Annotated in this window: 18 protein-coding genes and 1 tRNA gene; 8 read left to right on the top strand and 11 right to left on the bottom strand. The window is 56.7% G+C overall.

Features of this window, described 5'->3' with window-relative positions; translation table 11 throughout:
* The first annotated feature begins 69 nt into the window (after positions 1 to 69).
* Positions 70 to 843, top strand: a complete 774-nt coding sequence (surE, locus tag M3089_RS11600) for a 5'/3'-nucleotidase SurE (protein ID WP_249084253.1) — start codon at positions 70 to 72, stop codon at positions 841 to 843.
* Entirely contained in the window at positions 840 to 1,967 is a 1,128-nt protein-coding gene (locus tag M3089_RS11595) for a lipid-A-disaccharide synthase (protein ID WP_249084250.1), read from the top strand. Before surE ends, M3089_RS11595 begins: the two co-directional genes overlap by 4 nt.
* 149 nt (positions 1,968 to 2,116) lie before the next feature.
* Here the strand turns inward: M3089_RS11595 and M3089_RS11590 are convergent, their stop codons facing one another.
* The 10 genes from M3089_RS11590 to M3089_RS11545 all read right to left on the bottom strand — a co-directional run bounded on the left by M3089_RS11590 (position 2,117) and on the right by M3089_RS11545 (position 15,016).
* Positions 2,117 to 2,965: a phosphatidate cytidylyltransferase gene (locus M3089_RS11590; protein ID WP_205107191.1), complete on the bottom strand. Its 849-nt coding sequence runs from the start codon at positions 2,963 to 2,965 to the stop codon at positions 2,117 to 2,119.
* The gene (ftsH, locus tag M3089_RS11585; protein ID WP_249084277.1) at positions 2,962 to 5,070 is read right to left on the bottom strand and encodes an ATP-dependent zinc metalloprotease FtsH; all 2,109 of its coding nucleotides are present in this window, start codon (positions 5,068 to 5,070) and stop codon (positions 2,962 to 2,964) included. Before ftsH ends, M3089_RS11590 begins: the two co-directional genes overlap by 4 nt.
* A gap of 8 nt (positions 5,071 to 5,078) precedes the next feature.
* A complete protein-coding gene (gene rsfS / locus M3089_RS11580; protein ID WP_205107189.1) occupies positions 5,079 to 5,438 on the bottom strand; it encodes a ribosome silencing factor in 360 nt (119 codons plus the stop codon).
* A 1,481-nt stretch (positions 5,439 to 6,919) separates the two neighbouring features.
* Positions 6,920 to 6,990, bottom strand: a tRNA-Gln gene (locus M3089_RS11575).
* Between the two features lie 610 nt (positions 6,991 to 7,600).
* Complete coding sequence (locus tag M3089_RS11570) at positions 7,601 to 9,469, bottom strand: DUF349 domain-containing protein (RefSeq protein WP_249084249.1); 1,869 nt, start codon at positions 9,467 to 9,469, stop codon at positions 7,601 to 7,603.
* A gap of 177 nt (positions 9,470 to 9,646) precedes the next feature.
* Entirely contained in the window at positions 9,647 to 10,573 is a 927-nt protein-coding gene (locus tag M3089_RS11565; RefSeq protein ID WP_205107469.1) for a magnesium transporter CorA family protein, read from the bottom strand.
* A gap of 245 nt (positions 10,574 to 10,818) precedes the next feature.
* Positions 10,819 to 11,292, bottom strand: a complete 474-nt coding sequence (locus M3089_RS11560; RefSeq protein ID WP_249084248.1) for a PH domain-containing protein — start codon at positions 11,290 to 11,292, stop codon at positions 10,819 to 10,821.
* Positions 11,293 to 11,462: 170 nt separating this feature from the next.
* Positions 11,463 to 12,920, bottom strand: a complete 1,458-nt coding sequence (locus tag M3089_RS11555; RefSeq protein ID WP_249084247.1) for an aminoacyl-histidine dipeptidase — start codon at positions 12,918 to 12,920, stop codon at positions 11,463 to 11,465.
* 112 nt (positions 12,921 to 13,032) lie between these two features.
* A complete protein-coding gene (locus M3089_RS11550) occupies positions 13,033 to 14,049 on the bottom strand; it encodes a lysylphosphatidylglycerol synthase transmembrane domain-containing protein (RefSeq protein ID WP_249084246.1) in 1,017 nt (338 codons plus the stop codon).
* An 805-nt stretch (positions 14,050 to 14,854) separates the two neighbouring features.
* Entirely contained in the window at positions 14,855 to 15,016 is a 162-nt protein-coding gene (locus M3089_RS11545; RefSeq protein ID WP_249084245.1) for a hypothetical protein, read from the bottom strand.
* A 740-nt stretch (positions 15,017 to 15,756) separates the two neighbouring features.
* On the opposite strand from M3089_RS11545, the gene M3089_RS11540 reads away from it, so the two are divergent.
* From M3089_RS11540 to M3089_RS11520, 5 genes are all read left to right on the top strand, one after another.
* Entirely contained in the window at positions 15,757 to 16,356 is a 600-nt protein-coding gene (locus M3089_RS11540; protein ID WP_249084244.1) for a flavodoxin, read from the top strand.
* Positions 16,357 to 16,388: 32 nt separating this feature from the next.
* Positions 16,389 to 16,931, top strand: coding sequence for a flavodoxin family protein (locus M3089_RS11535; protein ID WP_249084243.1), 543 nt, complete (start codon positions 16,389 to 16,391; stop codon positions 16,929 to 16,931).
* Between the two features lie 219 nt (positions 16,932 to 17,150).
* The gene (locus tag M3089_RS11530) at positions 17,151 to 18,536 is read left to right on the top strand and encodes an MATE family efflux transporter (RefSeq protein WP_249084241.1); all 1,386 of its coding nucleotides are present in this window, start codon (positions 17,151 to 17,153) and stop codon (positions 18,534 to 18,536) included.
* A 1-nt stretch (position 18,537) separates the two neighbouring features.
* Positions 18,538 to 19,212: a peptidylprolyl isomerase gene (locus tag M3089_RS11525; protein ID WP_249084239.1), complete on the top strand. Its 675-nt coding sequence runs from the start codon at positions 18,538 to 18,540 to the stop codon at positions 19,210 to 19,212.
* Between the two features lie 56 nt (positions 19,213 to 19,268).
* On the top strand, positions 19,269 to 19,829 hold the full coding sequence (locus M3089_RS11520; protein WP_249084238.1) for a very short patch repair endonuclease: 561 nt from the start codon (positions 19,269 to 19,271) through the stop codon (positions 19,827 to 19,829).
* 96 nt (positions 19,830 to 19,925) lie between these two features.
* Here M3089_RS11520 and M3089_RS11515 read toward each other — a convergent pair whose 3' ends face one another.
* On the bottom strand, positions 19,926 to 20,762 hold the full coding sequence (locus M3089_RS11515; protein ID WP_249084236.1) for a helix-turn-helix domain-containing protein: 837 nt from the start codon (positions 20,760 to 20,762) through the stop codon (positions 19,926 to 19,928).
* 174 nt (positions 20,763 to 20,936) lie between these two features.
* Between M3089_RS11515 and M3089_RS11510 the strand changes: the two genes are divergently transcribed.
* The gene (locus M3089_RS11510; RefSeq protein WP_249084234.1) at positions 20,937 to 22,280 is read left to right on the top strand and encodes a TolC family protein; all 1,344 of its coding nucleotides are present in this window, start codon (positions 20,937 to 20,939) and stop codon (positions 22,278 to 22,280) included.
* Positions 22,281 to 22,291 lie beyond the last annotated feature (11 nt).

Here is a 22,291-nt window from a genome sequence, read left to right as displayed (position 1 = left end):
ATTTTATGCGAGAAAAAGCCATTAATGAACCTTTTTTCGTATTTTTGCATCCGAATTAAGAGGATATTTATGGAAAATAAGAAACCTTTAATACTAATTTCAAACGATGACGGTTACCACGCCAAGGGCCTTCGCTCGCTCATCGACATGGTGGGTGGTTTCGGCGACCTGCTGGTATGTGCCCCAGAAGCGGCCCGAAGCGGCTTTTCGTGTGCTTTCTCTGCCACCACCCCTTTGCGGCTCAAGCTGCGCCGCAAGTGGGAGGGTGTGGAGGTGTGGTCGTGCAACGGCACCCCTGTCGACTGCGTTAAGCTGGCTTTGAGCGAGCTTTGCGGCGACAGGAGGCCCGACTTGGTGATTGGTGGCATCAACCATGGCGACAACGCCTCTGTCAACTCGCATTACTCAGGCACTATGGGCGTCACCATGGAGGGGTGCATGAAGTATATCCCGTCTGTGGCTTTTTCTATTTGCGACCATAGCGACGATGCCGACTTCAGGCCACTTGAACCACTTGTAAAAATGATTACAAAGAAATTGCTTGACGAAGGACTTCCCAAGGGCGTGTGCCTGAATGTGAATTTCCCTGTTGTAGAGCGTTTCTCGGGAGTCAAGGTGTGCCGAATGGCAAGGGGAACGTGGGGAAATGAGGTTGTTCGCTGCCATCATCCCAGGGGTTACGACTATTTTTGGATGGTTGGCGAGTATACTAACGACGAACCGGAGGCAACAGACACCGACAACTGGGCGCTGACCCACGGATACGTGGCCATAACGCCTACCACGGTGGATGTGACCGATTACGAAATGTTAAGACAAATGCAAAGCTGGGATTTCGAATGAAATACTATATCATAGCGGGCGAGGCAAGTGGCGACCTGCATGCTTCCAAACTGATGGAGGCGTTGCGGCGCGAGGATGCCGAGGCCAGTTTCAGGTTTTTCGGCGGCGACCTGATGGCGGCTGTAGGCGGCACCCGGGTGCGCCACTACCGCGAACTGGCTTACATGGGGTTTGTTCCTGTGCTGCTGCACTTGCCGACCATACTTGCCAACATGTGCTCGTGCAAGCGTGACATAGCCGGGTGGGGCCCCGACGCGGTGATTCTTGTCGACTATCCGGGCTTCAACCTCGGCATTGCCAAGTATGTGAGGGCAGAGCTGGGATTGCCTGTCTATTATTATATTTCGCCGAAAATATGGGCTTGGAAGGAGTATCGCATCAAGAACATAAAGCGCGATGTGACGGAGATGTTCTGCATACTGCCCTTCGAGACCGATTTCTATGAGGGCCGCCACCACTATCCCGTGCATTATGTGGGCAACCCTACGGCCGACGAGGTGGCCTCGTTCAAGGCGGCCTACGACGGCAGCTTTGCCGACTACGGGCGGCCTGTGATTGCCTTGCTGGCCGGTTCGCGCAGGCAGGAGATTAAAGACAACTTGCCGGCAATGATAGAAGCCGTGAAGGCTTTTCCCGCTTACCAGCCAGTGTTGGCCGGTGCCCCGGGCATAGAGCCGGCCTATTATGAGCCGTTTGTGGCGGGCACGGGTGTTGAGGTGGTGCGTGGCATGACCTATCCGCTGCTTGCCCATGCTTCGGCGGCGCTCGTCACCAGTGGCACGGCCACGCTCGAGACAGCGCTCTTCGGCGTTCCGCAGGTGGTGTGCTACGAGACCCCGATACCGAAAGTCATATCTTTCTTGCGCCGCCATATACTTAAGGTGAGGTACATCTCGCTTGTCAACCTCATTGCCGGCTGCGAAGTGGTGCCGGAGTTGGTGGCCGACACCTTCTCGGTTGGCAACATACGTGCCGAGCTGGGCAAGATTCTGCCCGGCGGAAGTGGCCGCCAGGCCATGCTCGACGGCTATGCCGAGGTGGGCAGGAGGCTGGGCAAGGCAGGCGCCCCCGACAATGCCGCGCGCATCATGGTGGGCTTGCTTAAGGGCAGGGGGCGTGGGTAGCCGTCTTGCTTAGGGCATCGGCTTATGCCGCGTTTGCGGCTGCCGGTGGCTCTTTGCGCCAATGTGGTGTTTCGGATCATGCAATACACTTTGGCCCAACCGGCAAATGCCGGTTGGGCCAAAGTGTATTTGTGGGTATGATTGTGGCTTTAGAACAGTGTGAGGGTGTAGAGGTATATCACTGCGGCGGGCAGGGCGAGCAGCGACGAGTCGAACCTGTCGAGCATGCCTCCGTGGCCCGGCAGTATCTTGCCGCTGTCCTTGATGCCAAGCGTGCGCTTGAACAGGCTTTCAACCAAGTCGCCCCATGTGCCGAACACGGTCACCGTGAGCCCCAGGCCCACCCATTGCAGCGCGCTGAGCTGCAGTTCGTTGAAGCCGTAGAGCTCGGTGACATGCCATATCAGCAAGGCTGCGGCGGCCACAAACACGGCTCCGCCGATGCTTCCCTCCCAGCTCTTGCCCGGGCTGATGCGCGGAAACAGCTTGTGGCGGCCAAGCAGCGAGCCGCAGCAATAGGCCCCGGTGTCGTTGATCCACAGGAAGACGAATACGCTCAGCGGTATGGTCGACACATATTCAGTGCCCACTGGCGTGGCCCGGAAAGCCAGCACGCCGAGCATCGAGAAGGGCAGGGCGATGTAGAGCTGGCTCATCATGGTGTGTGCCCATGTGCTGATGGGGTCGGGGTTCTTGGCGTAGAGCTCGGCCACGAACAGGTAGATGATGGTTATCAGGTAGGGAATGAACACGGCCGACGGCGTCAGCTCGCTGCAGAAGCCTATCATGGCCAGGAAGAAATATACTCCGGCCACGGTGCATATCATGCGGTTGGTGTCTACGCCGTCGCGCTGGTTGACCAGCCCCGTGAACTCCCACACGGTCAGCCCCGTCACGAGGGCGAACAGCAGGGCCATGGCCGTGGGGTCGATGAAGCTCACCACTATGGCGGCCACAAAGAATATCCCCGTTATTGTCCTTACTATGAAGTTGCTCATTTGCTTTCGTTTTTGTCTTCTTTCTCTGCTGTGGCACCATCGTTTGCGCCCTCGCCCGGCTTCTGTGCGTCGGTCTCGCCGGCGTCGCCCTGTGTGTCGGTGGACGGTTCGCCGAGTGTCTTGCCCTGTGCCTCGAGCTCCTTGGCGCGGTGTTCGGCCATGGCTTCGGCCTCGGCCCGCTGCTGTGCCTCGAGCAGTTCTTCGGCTCGGCTGGCCCATGGGCGCTTGCCGAATATCTTTTCAACGTCTTCGGCGAATATAACCTCGCGCTCCATGAGCAGCCGGGCAAGGCTTGCGTGGCCTTCCTTGTGCTCGGTCAGTATCTGCTTGGCGCGCTCATACTGCCCGTTAATCATCTTCAGCACCTCGTCGTCCATCACTTTCGCCGTGGTCTCTGAGTAAGGCCGCTGGAAGTTGTATTCCGAATTGTTGTAGAAGCAAACGTTTGGCAGCTTGTCGCTCATGCCCGCATAGGCAATCATTCCGTAGGCGCTCTTGGTCACCCGCTCCAGATCGTTCATCGCTCCGGTGGATATGTGGCCCGTGAACAGCTCTTCGGCGGCGCGTCCGCCGAGCGTGGCGCACATCTCGTCGAGCATTTCCTCCTTGGTCGTGATGGCCCGCTCTTCGGGCAGGTACCATGCGGCGCCGAGCGCGCGTCCGCGCGGCACGATGCTCACCTTGACCAGCGGGTTGGCGTGTTCGGTAAACCACGACACGGTGGCATGGCCGGCCTCGTGGATGGCAATGGTCTCCTTTTCCTTGTCGGTCATTATCTTTGTCTTCTTCTCGAGGCCGCCGATGATGCGGTCAACGGCGTCGAGGAAGTCTTGCTTGCCCACGGCGTGGCTGTTGTGGCGCGCGGCTATCAGCGCGGCCTCGTTGCACACGTTGGCAATGTCGGCCCCCGAGAAGCCCGGGGTCTGGCGTGCCAGGAAGTCGATGTCTACGGTGTCGTCGGTCTTCACCGGGCGCAGGTGCACCTTGAACACTGCCTTGCGCTCGTTGAGGTCGGGCAGGTCTACATGTATCTGGCGGTCGAAGCGGCCGGCGCGGAGCAGCGCTGAGTCGAGCATGTCGGCCCTGTTGGTGGCGGCGAGTATGATTACGCCGCTGTTGGTGCCGAAGCCGTCCATCTCGGTGAGCAGGGCGTTGAGCGTGTTTTCGCGCTCGTCGTTGCCACCCATGGCCGGGTTTTTGCTGCGGGCGCGGCCCACGGCGTCAATCTCGTCGATGAAGATGATGCACGGCGATTTCTCCTTGGCCTGGCGGAACAGGTCGCGCACGCGGCTGGCGCCCACGCCGACGAACATCTCGACGAAGTCGGAGCCGCTCATGGAGAAGAACGGGACGCCGGCCTCTCCGGCCACTGCCTTGGCCAGGAGCGTCTTGCCTGTGCCCGGAGGGCCTACCAGCAAAGCTCCCTTCGGAATCTTTCCGCCCAGCTCGGTGTATTTCTTCGGGTTCTTCAGGAAGTCGACAATCTCCTGCACCTCCTGCTTTGCGCCGGCTTGGCCGGCCACGTCTTTGAACGTGACGCTTATCTCGCCGCCCTTTTCGTACATCTTTGCCTTGCTCTTGCCTACGTTGAACACACCTCCGGCGCCCGACCCTCCGGCACCGCCGCTCATCCGCCGCATGAAGTAAATCCAGATGGCGATGAAGAATATGAACGGCAGCAGTTGCAGGAGTATGGTGAACAGCTCGTTGTCTTTTTGGTTCTCGTAGCTGTAGTCGCCGCTGAACTTCTTCAGGTCGCGGGCTTGGTTGATGAATTCCTCAACCTGGTCGACCGACCCGAACTCAACGGTGACGGCGGGGTCTTTGCCTGTCTGCTGCACCCCTTTGCCGAAAACGTCGCGTATGTGCTCGGGCTTCACGTACATCAGCAGCGTGTTCTTCTCTTTGTTTACCACTATCTTCGATGCGTAGCCCTTCATCACCATCGCCTTGAATTGCGAGTATGACGTTTCGGTCTGCACGCTCGACTTCTGGCCTCCGCCCGAAAACCACATCAGGAGCAGGGCCACGATGACCATGCCGTATATCCAGTTCATGTTGAACTTGGGCATGTTCATCTTCGGGTTATTCTGTTTGTTGTCCATGTTGTCTTTCATTCTTCGTTTGGAATCTTTGTCAGGATGGCGTCTTCCCACAGGTTTTCCAGGTTGTAGTACTGGCGTGTGTCGGGCAGGAATATATGCACGAGCACGTCGCTGTAGTCCATCGCCACCCACTGGGCGTTGTTCAGCCCCACCACCTTGGTAGGCTTCTCGCCTGCCTCAGTGCTCACCACGTCGCCTATCGATTCGGTTATTGCCTCCACCTGCGATGGCGATGAGCCTTGGCATATCACGAAGTATCGGCAGATGGCGCCTTCGATGCTGCTGAGGTCGGCTATTACTATGTCTTTTCCTTTTTTCTCTTGTATTCCCTTGGTGATGGTTTGGACTAATTGCTTTGTTTGTTCCATTAATATTTATAAAAGTGATTATAATATCATCTCATGCAAACATGATGCCAACATGACGCTCCGCGCTTGCTTCTGCCATGCCTGCGCTTCGTGCACCATTAGGCGCCGGCGTGGCGGCTATGGCGTTTGGCATGGCCTGTTTGGCGGTTTTGGCTGTCTGTCAGGCGGATGTCAATCCTTTGCAAAGGTAATGTAAATACGTAAAAGCGCAAAATAAATTGGGAAATATTAAGCATTTGCCCCTGTCTTTATGCGCATCCTGTCAGATGGTTAAATTGGTGTATGCCACAGGCCGCCGGGCCATTGTGGCACTGGTTGGGCTGCGTGGGTGTGAAACCAAAACCGCTCGAAGGCCTGACCGGTGTTTGTTCCGATATTTTTATTGTGCTTCCATGGCGCTTCGGTCATGTTGGCTGTGTCTCGGCAGCTGCATTTTCTCTGCTTGGCCTGGGGATGTTGGCCACCGGCGGCGGCCTGACTGTATGGCAACAGGGCTTGTTTGGCTGTGGCTTTTGCTGGCGGTTGGCGTCAATGTCTCTGTGCTCCGGCCGTGGTTCGCGGCTGGATGGGCTAACCGATTGGATGGCAGGGGGTTGCGGCGTTAGGTCTGCTGCCTTCCGAAACGTGCCGTTTCAGGCTGCAAAACGGCACGTTTCGCATGTCGATACGTGCCGTTTTGGAGTGCCGAACGGCCGGTATGCGGCGTCGGCAGTGGGATGGTGGCTTGTGGTTGTAAGTTTTTTTTGCGGGCGCAATGGTGCCTGCCTTCCGTTGGCATTGGTTGCGCCTTGCCTTTTTCACATGGCGTCGGCCTTGCCATGAGTGTCGCCGGCGCCCATTGCCCGGGTGGCGCCCGGTGGGCTTTTGTTGCATAGGGCGCAATTGGGCCGCAATTGCGGCATGGGGAGGATGCCGTTTTCGGGGTAAGTGTTGGCAACGGCTATGCCGCTTGGCGGCAACCCTCGCCATCTGGTTGGAGCCCGGGGCCATCCGTTTGCGGTGAGCGCCATGGCATTGGCCATGTGGCACGACGGCCTCACGGCAATAGCCTTGTGTTGACAACCGTGGCGGCCGGTGCCTGTTTGCGCCCCCTTGGCGCGGCGTGCCTTTATGTGTTGCGGGCGCCGAATCTGCGGGTGGGGTGTTTTGGAAAATGGCTATGCGGGTTTGGCGGAGTCATTGGGGCTGTTGCTTCGGCAGGTAATGCCATGGTGGCTGTGCCTGCATGCCTTGTCGTTTAGGTTGCGGCGGCAGTGAATGTAGTCCGTATGCAAATGCCGTAGGCGCAGCTGGGGCGGTTGGTATGCTGCGATGTGCCATGGCGGCGCGGCTTGTCCGGCTGTTTGCTCAGCGGTGGTTGGCCGCCTGTGTCATGGTTGTCGGCTTGGCTTGTTGTGTTGCGTTCCGCCCCAAGTTGGCAGGATGGCGTAACGGCGTGAGGCATATAAACGAAAAAGAGGCTTCGTTTGGAAGCCTCTTTGTTGGGATACTCGGACTCGAACCAAGAATGACAGGACCAGAATCTGTAGTGTTACCATTACACCATATCCCAATGTTTGCATCGGATTTGTTTCCTGATTGCGAGTGCAAAGGTAGCGCATTTTTCTGAAACCGCAAAACTTTTGGGGTCTTTTTTTTGCCAAAACGCGATTTTTTTTGCTTTCTCTTGGTTTTTGTGGCCTATTTAACCGATTTTCGGCCTCGGCGAAGTCATTTTCCGGCTTTTGCCGGTTGCTGTTGTCGCTTCACTATTTGTTGTGTAGAGTGGGGCGGTGGCGTGCTTCCGACTTCATTTTTGTGGTTGTTGGGGCTTGTGTGTTTCAGTTGGCGCCTTGCGCCGATGGTGTTGCCGTAGGTGTCGATACGGCGCCGAAGGCATGGTGATGTGAAGATGTGCAAGTGGTTGCCGGGCGTGATTGTTGTGGCTTTGTCTTAGGCTTGTCGTACTGCGGCGAGACTGCGCTTCAAGCAATGTCACAGCCTGGAGATGCAGGCAATTGGATGGCATGGTGCAGGTTTCTGTGCAGGATTTGCGCTGCGTGACGGCCGATTATTGTAGCGGAGAGCCTTGGTAGGGCCCGTTGCAGCTTGCGGATAGAAAAAGCCCGCACGGCCCAACGGCCGTGCGGGCTTTATGGTTTGCTTGCCGTATGGCGGTGTTTTTACTTGTTCTCGGCGTCGATGGCCTTGATTTTCTCGCGCAGCAGGTTCATGTCGTCCTTGAGCTTCTGCACCTTGCGGTTCATCTCGTCAATCAGGCTGTTGCCCTTCTTGCTCGAAGCGTTGAGGAAGCCAAGGTTGTTTTCGTAAGTCTGCACCTCGCTCTTGAGCGTCTCATATTGCCTCATGAGGCGTGCGCGCTCGTTGTCGAGTGCGCTTTCACCTTGCTCGGCCACGCTCTTAAGCTTGTTTTTGAAGTTGTTGAGGCGTCGCTGCGCCACGCTGATGTTGAGCTCTTTGTATAGCTTGTCTATTGCTGCGTGGTACTCGTCGTACACCTTGTCTTTCTCCTTATAGGGCACGTGGCCTATAGAGTTGTATTCCTCAACCAGTTTCTGCACCATTTCCTGCACGTTGCCTTCGGTCTCGGCGTTGATGGCCTTTAGTTTTTCAATCACGGCGCGCTTCTTGTCGAGGTTGGCGTGCTCTTCGCTTCTCTGCCCGGAATTGGCGGCGTTGCGTGCTTCGAAGAAGTGGTTGCAAGCCCCGAGGAACTCAGCCCACAGCTGGTCGCCGGTTTTCTTGGGCACCATTCCTATCTTTTTCCATTCCTTCTGCAGCGCTATGAGCTTGTCGGATGTAGAGCGCCATTCGGTGCTGTCTTGCAGAGCCTTGGCCTTTTCCACCAAGGCGCGTTTCTTCTCGGCGTTGGCTTTGAATGTTTCCTTGAGCGTCTTGAAGTATTCGGCCTTGCGTCCGAAGAAATCGTCGCATGCAGCCCTGAAGCGTTCGAATATCTTGACGTTCATCTTCTGCGGTGCGAATCCGATGGTCTTCCATTCAGCCTGTATCTCGATGATGGCCTTGGTGTGCTTCTCCCAGTCGCTTGCGCCCTTGTTTTCTTCGGCGGCTATGGCCTCCACCTTTTCGCAGAGGGCGGTCTTGCGTGCCAGGTTGTCTTCCTCCTTGGCCCTCAGCTGCTCGAAGTGTTGCTGGTGGCGCTTGTTGATTACGGTCGATGCGGCCTTGAAGCGCGCCCATATCTCTTCGCGCAGTTCCTTGGCCACGGGACCGGTCTCGCGGTATTCCTGGTGCAGTTTCTGCAGTTGGTGGAAGGCGCTTATCACGTCCGGCTCCTCGGCCAGCTTTTCGGCAGCCTCACACAGGCGCAGCTTTATTTCCTGGTTTTTCTTGAAATCATATTCGCGGGCTTCGCTGTTGAGCTTCAGCATGTCGTAGAATTGCTCAACGTATAGTTGGTAGTTGCGCCACAGTTCGTTGGCTTTGGCGGCAGGCACATTCTTTATCTCTTTCCATTCCTGCTGCAGCGCCTTGAATTCCTGGTATGATTTGTTGGCCTCCTCGGGCGAGGTGACCATGGTTTTTATCTTTTCTATTATGTCGAGTTTCTTCTTTAGGTTGGCTTCTTTCTCCTCTTCCTGCTCTTTGAATATTTTCGCACGCTTTTCCTTTATTATGCCCATTTCAGCCTTGAAGGCCTCTTCGTCTTCGTCGGGTGCGATTTGGTAGCTTTCAGGGTCGCCGCCGGCATCGATGTAACTTTTCAGGTTGGCTTCGCGCTCGGCAATGTGGAGCTTGTAGAACACGGTCTTGAGATAGTCCACTTCGTCTTTTGCAGGTGCTTCCTCGTTGTGGGCTATCTCCCTGACGCGGTCGAGGACTTCCTTCTTCGTGGCATAGTGCTTCTTGTATTCCGGTTCGGCTGCAGCCTCGGCCTCGGTTTCTTCGGTTGCCACTTGCGGAGTCTCACCCTCGGTTGCTGGCTCTGCGGCCGTGACGGGGGTTGATTCCACTTTGTTCATTTCTTCCTGATTGCCCATTTCGAGGGTCTTTTCTTGAGAGTCCATCATTCAAACTTTTTAGTCCGTGATTGTTTTAATGCCACTATCATTGTGCCTTGTGTGAATGTTGCTTTCAGAGTGTTGAATTGTTCTTTATGGCGCTTTGCACAGCACAATTTAGGCGCAAACTTACAGAAAAATATTGTAAACTCCTAATTTTCAGTCTATTTTTTAAAGCTTTTAAGTCTAAATAAGTCTCTTGTGGCGGAAAACCCACCAGAAAACGCCGGAAATGCAAGCTGATATGACGAGTGCTATGGCAAATCCGTATTTGCTGTCTTCCATGCCGTTGACGAGGTTCATGCCGAACAGGCTGGCTATGAGCGTGGGGAACATGAGTATTATCGACACCGATGTGAGCGTACGCATGACGGTGTTCATGTTGTTGTTGATGATGCTCGAGTAGGTGTCCATGGTCGACTCAAGGATGTTTGAATAGATGTTGGTGGTCTCTCGGGCCTGCGTCATCTCGATGTTCACATCCTCGATGAGGTCGGCGTCAAGCTCGTCTATCTGGAGCTTGAACTTCAGTTTCGACAGCAGCGTCTCGTTGCCGCGTATCGACGTGATGAAGTAGGTGAGCGAGTCTTGCAGCCGGCTGAGCCCGATGAGCGACTCGTTGTTCACTTCGCGGTCGAGGTTGCGCTTGGCTTTCTCTATGAGGCTGTTTATCTGCTTGAGCCGTTTGAGGTACCACACGGCCGAAGAGAGGAACAGGCGGAATATCATGTCTACGTAGTCGGTGAAGCCTTCGCCCCGCTTCTGCTGGTAGCTGACGAAGTCTATCATCATGTTTGTCTCGTAATAGCACACCGTTATGGTGACGTCGCGCTTGTGGATGATGCCGAGCGGAACCGTGGTGTAGGGCGTGCGCGAGCGTATCTCCTTGACGTACGGTATGCGGAGGATAATGAGCATCCATCCGTCGTCGTACTCGTAGCGGGCACGCTCGTCGGTATCGCTGATGTCAGAGATAAAGTAATCGGGTATCTTGAACTGCTCTTCCAGCATCTGCTGGTCTTCTTCTGTGGGACAAGTAACTTGTATCCAACAATTGGGCTGCCACTCGTCGATGGCTGTGAGCCCTCCAACCGTGTTCCAGTAAGTTCTCATTTTGCTAATCCTCCATAATGATTTCAGGTCAAGGATTAGCTTCATCGAGCGAACCCTCGGCACCTACAAGTTAAAGTTTTCCGCGTGATAATCGTCCATGATTTTGTTTGCTGTTGTTTTTTGCGGTGCAAAGGTACTCATTTTCTTTTTAACTTCCAGCATTTATTTCAACTTTATTTAAGTGCCGACATGCATATTTTTGCTATTGAAACATCTGTTACGGCCTGTTGGCGCCGCTTTACCGCCTACGCCTTGCCGCCGTTGCCGATGAGGCTGGACACAAGAGCCACCAGCTCTTCCGGTTTGTCGCAGCTCACCACGTATTTTCGCCGGGTGGTCGTCAACATCACCGTGTTGCGGTGGTCGCCCACGTATGCGAAGTACTTGCCCTTTCCACCGGTGAACCAACCGGTGAATCCGAACACTCCGCCGACGCCGAACAGGCGTAGGTCGGTTGCCATGCCGCCATATCTTTCAATCGAGATGATGTCGCGGATGGGCAGCGCTTTCTTTCCTATCCGCCGGATGATGGTGAGCGAATGGCTGTCTGCGACAATCTTCTTTGACGAATAGTAGTAGCTAAGGAACATGGAAACCAGCACTGCGACGAATGTCACAGTGGTTGCGGTCGTTGCGGCCAAGCCAATGCCGTCATACATACTGATGCCGTAGGTGATGCCGAACACTGTAAAAATTATGGCAAAACATACTGCGGTCATAACTTTTACAGTCTTGTTCATGGTAACATTGAATGTGGTGGTCATGTAGTTTTGTGTTGAGGTTAGTGTCGGTCGGTCAGAAGGAAGCTGCCGGCACAACTTGCCGTATGGGCCGTGTTGTGCCGGCAGGCATTCCATATTGTGATCATATCATTTCGTGGTGGCATGCCTTATTTGGCCGGGATGTCCTCAAGTGTCTTCTTGAGCAGGTCCCAGAATGGTGCCATTGTGGGTATGTAGCAACGCTCGCCGGTGGTGTGGGGAGAGCGGAGCGTCGGGCCGAGCGATACGACATCGAGGTGAGGATACTTGCCGAGGATGACGCTGCACTCCAGTCCGGCGTGGTCAACCTTCTCTTCTGCCTCCTCGCCAAAGAGCTCGCGGTATTCGCGTTCGAGCAGCTTCAGAATCTCGCTGTTGGTGTTCGGGTCCCAGCCGGTGTAGCCGCCGCTCATCGTAACCTTCATTCCGGCCATGTTGAAGCAGCTCTGCAGGGTGTTGGCAAGGTATTCCTTCATGCTCTCGCTCGACGAGCGTGCAAGTATCTTTACGGCCGCATTGCCTTCTGTAATGTCTATTATGGCAAGGTTCGACGACGTCTCGACCACGGCGGGTATTGCCGGTATCATGCGCAGCACGCCGTTGTGGCAGGCGTAGATGGCGTCGAGCAGGTTGTCTTGGATGTCCTCCGGCACTTCCTTCTTGGGCGTCTCGGTTTCTTCGGCGGTGAATATTATGCCGCTCTCAATGCCTGCATACTCGTGCTCGAAGGTCTCCTTGTAGTCGGCTGCGAGCTCTTTTGCGGCCTCGATGTTCTCTTTGGGCAGCGTCAGCACTACCTCGCACTCAAACGGTATGGCGTTGCGCATGTTGCCGCCGTGCCACGATGCCAGGCGTGCCTCGCATCCGGTGATGGCGTCGCGTACGTAACGGGCCATCAGCTTGTTGGCGTTGGCGCGGCCTTCGTGTATCTCCAATCCCGAGTGCCCGCCTTTCAGGCCCTTCAGCGTCACCTTTATGGCTGCGTCGTCAGGGTCGGTGTCGGCCTCTTTGTATTCCAGTGTGGCTGTTATGTCGAGTCCTCCGGCGCTGCCGATGACAAACTTTCCCCAAGTCTCAGAGTCGAGGTTGAGCAGTATGTCGCCGTTGAGTTCGCCCTCGGGCAGGTCGTTGGCACCGTACATGCCGGTTTCCTCGTCGGCCGTTATCAGTGCCTCCACCGGTCCGTGCTTCAGTTCCTTGTCTTCCATTACGGCCATGATGGCTGCCACGCCGATGCCGTTGTCAGAGCCGAGCGTGGTTCCGCGTGCCTTCACCCAGTCGCCGTCGATGTATGTCTCAATGGGATCCGTCTCGAAGTTGTGCGTGCTTTCCTTCGACTTCTGGGGCACCATGTCCATGTGCGCCTGCAGTATCACGCCTTTGCACCCCTCCTTTCCCGGGGTTGCGGGCTTGCGCATCACAATGTTTCCGGCCGTGTCCTTAAAGGCTTCGACGCCAACCTTTGCGGCGAAGTCGAGCAGGAAGTTCTGTACTTTCTCAAGATGTCCTGACGGACGCGGCACCTGTGTCAGCGCGTCAAAGTTGCGCCAGATGCACTCGGGCTTTAGGTTTTTTATCTCACTCATAGTCTATGGTTTTATTAGGGTGGGCTTCGGGGCTCGCTTCTGCCTGCCGGCATTGGCCTCGCCCGTGGCTTTCCCTTGTTGTGTCATTGTTTTATGCCGGCTCGCTGATGGCTCATGCTGCCGGCGCGATGGCTGCCGGCGCATTGCGCCTTTTGGTGAATGCCAGTGCCGCCCAGCCCCATACGCCGAGCAATATCACGAGCATTGTCTGCACGGAGTGCACTATTAGCACGAAAAACAGAGCCTGCTCGTCGGCCACTCCGTAGAGTATCAGCATTGTCTTCACGGCAAAGTGCCACGGGCCGGCGCCGTTGGGGGTAGGCACTATCACTGCTATGCTGCCCACTACAAACGTCACCAATGCGCAGGAAACGCCGAGATGGGCCGTGAAGTCGAAGCAGAAGAACGTCAGGTAGTAGTGGAGGAAGTAGCTGGCCCATATCCCGATGGTGAACAGCAGGAACATCGGCGTGTTCTTGACCCCCCTTAGTGACACCACACCCTGCCATATTCCGCTCAGCGTGGCCTTCACCTTATTATATACAGACAGCTTCTTCAGCAGTATGTGTATTAGCAGCAACGCGGCGATGGCGCACACTGCGGTCACTGCATAGCCCGCCGGCGAGAACCGTTCGAGCAGCGAGTCCATGCTTGTTCCGGTCTTGTTGAAGAACGTGTTGAACACTCTCATCTGGCACAACAGCATCACCCCGGTGACTATGAGCACCAAAAGAGAGTCTATGGCCCGTTCCGTCACTACAGTGCCCAATGCCTTCGGAAACGACACCCCGTCGTATCTCTTCAGCACTCCGCAGCGTGTAAACTCGCCTATTCGCGGCACCAGGAGGCTTGCGGCGTATGAGATGAATATCGAATATATGCTCACCGACCGCCTCGGATGTTCGCCGACAGGCTCCAGTGTCTGCCTCCATCGCCAGCCGCGCAGCATTTGCGCCAGTATGCCGAAGGGAAACGAGAGCGCCATCCACGTCCAGTCCATTTCGTGGAGCAACACGTCTTTCATGCTCTTGAAGTCGAAGCCACGGTACATCCAGTATAATATGGCTCCGCCCAACGCCAGCGGCATTATTATCTTGACGCAAGTGTTTGCTATCTTTCTTGCTTCCATATCAATATGCAAATATACATTATTTCGTGCGTAACGCAAAATAATTCGGTTAGTTTTCTTGTCCCAGGCAGGGCATAATTTGCGTTTGTCGGTGTTGTTTGTGGCTTTGTGGTGATTATGCGGCCGTGTGGGCGATTGCTGCGACGGCCCGGATTGCGGGCTGTGTCATGCCTGCCGGTGGCTCAAACCATGCGGTTTCGCCAACTGGCAGGCATGCCTGGCTTATGTCGGCAGGTGGCATCTTCGTGCCGAAGGGTGCCGTCCGGCCAATTGCCGGCTTGCATGTCTCACGATTGGGGCGGCTCCGTTTCGGCGTGGAATTTTGCTGTTTGTGGGCGCGCACAACATTGATTTGTGTCAAATATATGGGCTTTTGGCGCATTTAGTGCCTTTGCTTTAGGCGTCGTTTCGGCCGGAAGGCGTACCTTTGCATCAGAAAATAAGTATTAGGATAACAACAAAAAGTAAGTAGAAGATTATGGAAATGATTGGAATTGTAGCATTGTGCGTAGTTGTGCCGGTTCTTACGGCCGGTTTGTTTTTGGCATCTGTTGAGCTTCTCAAGGCCAACTTCTAATTGAAAGGAGGTCAAGGCGATGATTATGTTTGTAATGATGGCAGTCTATGTGGTAGTGTTGCTGGCGGCTGTAGCGCTTGGCATAATGATAGGAATCAAGACCGCCGGCAACCATTGACGCCACTCTTGTTGTGTCAGACAATTAGTTTTGTTTTATGATAAAGAATCCGGGCCACAATTGCATGGTGCAATTTCGGCCCGGATTTGTTTTGTTCAGTCGGTCAGCCGTCAGTCGGTGACGTCTTCATCGGCCACGGCATCCTGCCAGTTGTCCCATTTAGGTATGTCGGCATCGTAGCCCTCATATCCGAAGTTCTGCCATAGTTGCCCGTTTTTGTTGGCGGTTATGGCGTCGTTTGGTATCGGCCAGAACACGTTTCTCTTGTCCATCGTATACTTGAGTGTTGCCGGTCCGCTCACAATGCCGTTGCCGGTGTGGTTGTAGAGCGAGTAGTGGTAGATGCGTTGGTAGAAGTAGCTTCCGCCGTCGGCGTCTGTTCCCTGTTATAGTGTACCTTGTCCATGGGTGTCATTTTTGTCAAATCGTTTCATTTTCTCGCCCGGCTGCGCAACCGCTTGGCTGTCAGCGGGTTGCGGTTTGGGCCGTTTTGAATGGCAAAACGGCGCGTTTTGCAGCCCCAAACGGGCGCTTTTGCGGCCTCGTTGGGGCCGTATCGCCGGTGCGCCATGGCATGGCGTGGGCCGCATCCCGACGTTGTAACTATTTTGTTTCTTGTTTCCGTAAGGCCGCCGGCTGGCTTGCGGTGATATTGTGCAATGCTTCACAGGCGCTTGGCTCAAGGCTTCCACGCCTTGTCGGGTTGCGCCACAGGCCGAGGCAGAGGCCTGTCGGCACGGCTACAATGATACGGCTTTGCGGGCCCCGGCGCCATGCAGGTGCCTGTGGCCGTGGCGACTGTGCTCCAAGGCCAGCCTGAATATCAGTAAAAATGGTTGGCGTTTCGGTAATGGCGATATTCGGTTTACAGCCGAAAACAAGTATCTTTGCATTTAGAAAACAGAGCGCGGGCAGTGCAGGGCGGCCCGGCGGGCAGCCCATGGCCTTGCGCCGGATTGATGGAACACCGGTGCCGGCCTCCGGGCAGGCACCACAATAAAGCATATCGGATATGGTTAAAGCAATTGGATTTATCGCGGCGGCCATGATGCTCGCCGCATCGTGCACCGCACGGCAGGGCGGCCCACGGCCGGCCGGGCAGACGGCCGGACAGACGTCCGGCGGCAACAAGGTTCTTGTGGCCTATTTCTCTTGTACGGGAACTACCGAAACAGCAGCCAAGGCAGTGGCCGAGGCCACCGGCGGAACCCTCTATCGCATTCGGCCGGCAAAGGATTACACCGCTGCCGACCTTGACTGGCGCGACAAGTCGAGCCGCAGCTCGGTCGAGATGGCCGACCCGGCGTCGAGGCCGGCGCTGGCCGACAGCAGCGCCGCAGTCGGACAGTATGATGTTGTCTTCCTCGGCTATCCCGTGTGGTGGGACCAGTGCCCGCGCATAGTATACACCTTCATGGAGGCCTACGACTTCGACGGCAAGCGCGTGGTGCCATTTGCCACCTCGGGGGGCAGCACCATAGCCAACAGCGTGGGCGAACTGAAGCGGCTGTATGGCCAAGGCATCACCTGGGGCGACGGCCGTTTGCTCAACTCGGGGGCCGACGACGCGCGCAAGTGGGCCGCGTCGGTGGTGGCAGGCGGCAAGCAGTGACGAAGCATTAAGAAACCAACAAACACTTGTCTATGAGCAACATTCTTATTATCAAGACCAGTCCGCGCACAGGGGGTAACTCCGACGCGCTGGCCGATGAGTTTGCCCGCGGCGCCGCCGAGGCCGGGCACAATGTAGAGACGGTGAGCCTGGCCCGCAAGGCCATAGGCTTTTGCCGCGGCTGCCTGGCCTGCCAGGACACCCACCGCTGCGTGATGCACGACGACGCCGACGCCATCGGGCAGCAGATTCACGACGCCGACGTGGTGGTGTGGGCCACGCCGGTTTACTATTACAGCGTGAGCGGCCAGATGAAGACCATGATCGACCGTTCCAACCCGGTTTACGGCACCGACTACAAGTTTCGTGACGTTTATTTGCTGGCCTCTGCCGCCGAAGACGAACCGACCACGGCCGACGGCGCCGTTACGGCGCTGAAAGGTTGGGTGGCATGTTTCGAGCGGTCAAGGCTGGCCGGCGTGGTGTTTGCCGGCGGCGTCAACGAGCGTGGCGACATAGCCGGCCACCCCTCGCTGGCAAAGGCCTACGAGGCCGGTAGGTCCGTAGGGCGTTGACACACAGGCCTGCCGGGCCTTGCCGGGTAGGGCCGCCGCCGCGGCCCTACCCCAGTTTTTTCCACCCAAACCGTTGCCGGAAAAGAATAAAATGAGTAATTTTGCATCCCCGCCACGAATGGTGGCGCATGCCGGCTGCGGGCAGCACGGCCCTCGGGGCGCCGGTGGCGGCATGCATGAGGGGTAAACTTCATAACGAAAAGAGAAAAAGGCAACTCGATGTTTGGAAAGAACAAGGGCGACGAACTGTTGTCGTACATCCGTGAGGGTCGCACCATGACGCGCGGCGAGAAGCTGCGACTGATAGCCCAACTTAGCGTTCCGTCAATACTTTCACAGATGTCGGCCATCGTGATGTTCTTCATTGACGCATCGATGGTGGGCAGTCTGGGCGCGCGCCAGTCGGCATCCATAGGCTTGGTAGAGTCGTCCACGTGGCTGTTCAGCGGCTTGCTGGCAGCGGCCTCGATGGGATTTTCGGTGCAGGTGGCCCACGCCATCGGCGCCAACGACTTCGAGCGGGCGCGCCGCATATTGCGCCAGGGGATTGTGTGTGCACTCGTCTTCAGCACCATGCTCATGCTGCTGGGCATTGCCATCCACGCCCATCTGCCCTATTGGCTGGGTGGCGGCAGCGACATCGCCCACGACTCGTCGATGTATTTCCTGATTTTCTCGCTGGCACTGCCTTTCTATCAGTTGCAGAACCTGTCGGGAAGCATGCTCAAGTGCAGCGGCAACATGAAGGTGCCCAGCGTGCTCAACATACTGATGTGCCTGCTCGACGTGGGCTTCAACTACATTTTCATATTCAAGGTGGGGCTCGGTGTGGCCGGCGCAGCCCTCGGCACGCTGTGCGCCATATTCGTTTCGGCCACGCTGATGGCCTACTCGCTGCTTTTCCGCTCGCCCCACCTGGCCTTGCGCCACAGGCCCGGCTCGTTTCGGCCAACGGCCGACTGCGTGGGCACGGCGCTCAGGATAGGCGCCCCCATGGGCCTGCAGCAGATACTGATGGGCGGGGCCCAGATAGTGAGCACGGCCATCGTGGCCCCGCTGGGCAACATCTCGATAGCCGCCAACACCTTTGCCATAACCGTTGAGAGCTTGTGCTACATGCCCGGATACGGCATTGCCGACGCCGCCACCACACTTGTGGGCCAGGGCATCGGTGCCGGTCAGCGGGCGCTTACGCGCAGCTTCGCACGCCTTTCGGTGGCCATGGGCATGGTTGTCATGACGTTCATGGCCGTGCTGATGTATGTTTTCGCGCCAAACCTCATGTCGGTGATGACGCCGGTCGAGGCCATACGCGAGCTCAGTGTGGCGGCGCTGCGCATCGAGGCGTTTGCCGAACCGATGTTTGCGGCCGCCATCGTGTGCTATGGTGTGTTCATCGGGGCCGGCGACACGCTCAAACCGGCTGTCATGAACCTTCTCAGCATGTGGGGCGTGCGCCTGACGCTGGCGGCGGCACTGGCACCTCACTACGGCCTGAGGGGCGTTTGGACGGCCATGGCCGTAGAACTGACGTTCAGGGGGGCCATCTTCTTGCTGCGCCTTTTCAGGGGAGGATGGCAGAATTCGATTACAAAACAATCATGACATGAAGCATTTGGCTATTTCTTTCATCATGGCCTTCGCCTTGGCCGGCGCGCTGCAGGCGGCAGCACGCAAGGCGGTCGTTGTGCAGACCACGCTCGGCGACATACGCATTGAGCTGTACGACGAGACGCCGGCGCATCGTGACAATTTCCTGAAACTGGCGCGCAGCCATTTCTACGACAGTCTGCTGTTCCACCGTGTGGTGCGAAACTTCGTGGTGCAGGCCGGCGACCCCGGCAGCAAGAGGGCCGAACCGGGCCAGATGCTGGGCGGCGGCACGCTCGACTACAGGATTCCGGCCGAGATACGGTTGCCCCGGCTGTACCACAAAAGGGGGGCCGTGGCCATGGCCCGCGAGGCCGACGAGGCTAACCCCGGGCGCGAGTCGGATGCCTGCCAGTTTTATATCGTATGGGGCAAGCGCCATTCCACGGCCGTCGTCGACGAGCAGCGCCAACGCCTTGACACGCTGGGCGGCGGGGCTACAATGACCGACGAGATGGCTTCAACATACCGCAAGGTGGGAGGCCTGCCGCAGCTCGACGGCCTGTATACCGTGTTCGGCGAGGTCACCGAAGGCCTCGACGTAGTTGAACGAATGCTCGAGGTCGACACCGACGACTACGACCGACCGCTGGACGACATACGCATCATTGCCGTCAGGGTGGAAGAGTGAGCGGCTGATGCCCCCGTCGGCTTCCGCCGGCAATGTCAACCAATGTTTGTTTGCCTATGGACAATGACCGTGAGCGACAGAAGCGGAGCCGCATCATGGCTTCAATACACAGTCGGGACACCAGGCCCGAACTGATTGTGCGCCGCTATCTCTTTGCCAGGGGATTCCGTTTCAGGCTGGCCCACCCCAGATTGCCCGGCCGGCCCGACATCGTGCTGCGCAAATACCGCACGGCAATATTTGTCAACGGGTGCTTCTGGCACGGCCACGACTGCAAGGCTTTTCACCTGCCCAAGACCAACACCGACTTCTGGAGACGCAAGATAGACCGCAACCGCAGGCGTGACGTCGACGTGCAAAGGCGGCTGGCTGAGATGGGATGGCACTGCCTGACGGTGTGGGAGTGCGAACTGGCCGGGGAGAAGCGCAATCAGACGCTGCTTTCGCTGGAGTTTACGCTCAACCATATTTACCTTGAAGACCGCAAAATGCGCTACAGCCTTCCCGACGACACGCCGCAGATGGCGGCCGAACAGTGCCCCGGCCAATCTTTCGACACCCGCAGACGCAGTGCCGGCGATGACCCGCCGGCGCAGGCCGGGGCCGAAAAGCCTTGACCGGGGGCACAGGGTGTGGGGCTGCCTTTATAGCCTTTGTAGCCGCCATGCCAGCCGTTGCCGGGCCATTGCAGCCCCGCAGGCCGGTGGGCACAGTCATTCTGCAGCCTTGTTTCTGTAATCTGAGGGCGACATACCGCAGTGTTTCTTGAAATAACGGCCAAAGACCGACTGGTCGGGAAAGTGCATCTTATATGCAATCTCCTTTATTGTAAGTTTTGTGAAGCGCAGGCTGTGCTTGGCTTTCAGTATGGTTAGCGTTTCAATCCATTGCATGGCAGTGCGGTCGGAATGCGACTTGATGACCGACGAGAGGTAGTTTGGCGTCAGGCTTTGCTCGTTGGCATAGTATGACACGGCGCGTTCGCGCTCGCAGTTGCGGAACACCGACATGAAAAAACGGTTGAATATGCGCTCCTCGCAGTCTTGTGGCAGCTCTTCGACAGGGGCGCAGTTGAAGTAAATGTCAAGCACTTCGAGGCAGAAAGCCTGCAGCAGTGACTGCACGACCATGCCCCGAAGGCGGGCCGAGCGGGGACTGCACGACTCCCGGGCAAGCGCAGTGCGGTTGCCAATGGTGTTGAACAGCTCTTCGATGCGTGCCACCTGGGCATCGCCAAGCCTCACGCACGGATGTGAACGTATGTGCAGCCGGTCGGCAATGTGTATGTCTGAAAGCGCCGGCTGTATGGCGTCGAGCCCGCCTTCCATCAGGCATCCGCCAATGTCGGGGCTGTGTTGCACTATCCTGATAAACGTGTATGGGGTGTATATGCACATCATTCCCGCCTCGACATGAAAGCTCTTGTTGTTGAGCAACAGGTCGGCGCTGCCGCGGCGGCACAGGAAAAAGCCGCACTTGTTTTCTGAAACGGTGGCATAATTGGCCAATAGCTGGTCGATGTCGAGCATCCGGTAAAACTCATTTTCCATGTCGTTGGTTGCTGATTACGATGCAAATTAACCGAATTTTTGCCAATATTCCAATACCAATACAGCTGTTTTTAAAGCACATTCGTTGAAATTGCACAGTCTTCCGCTTGTTTTGCACTTTTCAGAGAGGCCGTTTCCCGCTATCTTTGCACCCAAACAATCGAAGCTACTGATATGAATACGAGACTAATGTTTGTGCTGCTGGCGGCTCTGCCGTCGGCGCTCTGCGCCCAAGGGGGCGTGATGTCATTGAAAGAATGCATCGAGACAGGCATACGAAACAACCTCACGCTCGCTGAAAGTCGCATCGACATGGAGAAGAGCCGTACGGCATTGACCCAGAGCCGTTCGCGTTTGTTGGCGGTGATTGCGGCCGATTTCATGCTGACAGACTATTTCATGAAACCTGCCAACGTGACATCGGGCACGCTGCTGGGCAATGATTTCCCCGACGAACCCACATGGCAGAAAATACAAAGCATGCAGTATGCAGTGGCGGCTGGCGTGAAGGTGAGCGTGCCGCTGTACAGCCAGACCATCCTGGCGGCAAGCAAAGTGGCGCAAACGCTGGTTAACCTAAGCAGCCTGGGGTATGAAAAGGCGGTTGAAGACCTCACGGTGCAAATCGGAAACGTATATTACCTGGCTCAGGCGTCGCAGCTGCAGCAAAGGCTTCTTGACGAGAACATAAGCCGGATGAAGGAACTCTATGCCATAACGGAGGAAATGTTCAAAGGCGGGGTGGTGATGGAAACAGACCTGTCGAGGGTGAAGATAAACATGGAAAGCCTCACGGCGCAGCGCGACAGGTATGCCACGCTTTACGAACAGCAACTTAATCTGTTGCGCTTCCTGCTCGACCTGCCGCCCGAGACTTCGGTCGGGGTCGTTGAAATGGCGGCCGATGTGCCGGCGGCCTATATCGGGGTGAGAAGCGAAATGCTGCCCGAACTGAGGCTGATTGCCGCAAAGGGCGAGCTGGCAGAGCGGCAGGCAAAGGCTGTCAGGGCCGGTTATCTGCCTTCGGTGATGCTCGGCGGGCAGCTGGGGGCTGTTGGGTATCAGGAAAAACTCCGCCATTTCTTCCACACAGACGGCGACACCCACAACTGGTTCGGCAACACTTACCTGGCCCTGACCGTCAACATACCGATATTCGACGGCAATGACAAGCGGCTCAGAAGGCGGCAATACGAGTACGACCGGCATCGGGCCATGGTGGAATATGAGCAGAAACGCAAGCAGATGGACAAAGACTACGGCGACGCCATGCGCCAGCTGCGCCACAACATCGAGGTTTTCAACACGCAACAGAAGAGCTACAGGCAGGCTGTCAGCGTCTATGAGGTGACCGGAGAGAAGTATAAGGAGGGCGTGGCATCCATGACCGAGCTGCTGCAAGACGAGATGAGGCTGCGCAACGCGCAGTCGGCCTGCGTGCAGGCGCATTGCATGTGCGACATGGCCAGGCTCGAGCTGCTCAAGCTGTCGGGCGCCCTTGATGAGCTGACGCGCTGATGTGATGTTGA

The organism is Marseilla massiliensis (genome assembly GCF_023336985.1).
Lineage (GTDB): Bacteria > Bacteroidota > Bacteroidia > Bacteroidales > Bacteroidaceae > Prevotella > Prevotella intestinigallinarum.
Note: the sequence above shows the minus strand (reverse complement) of the source record. Positions and strands in the feature narration are given on the sequence as shown.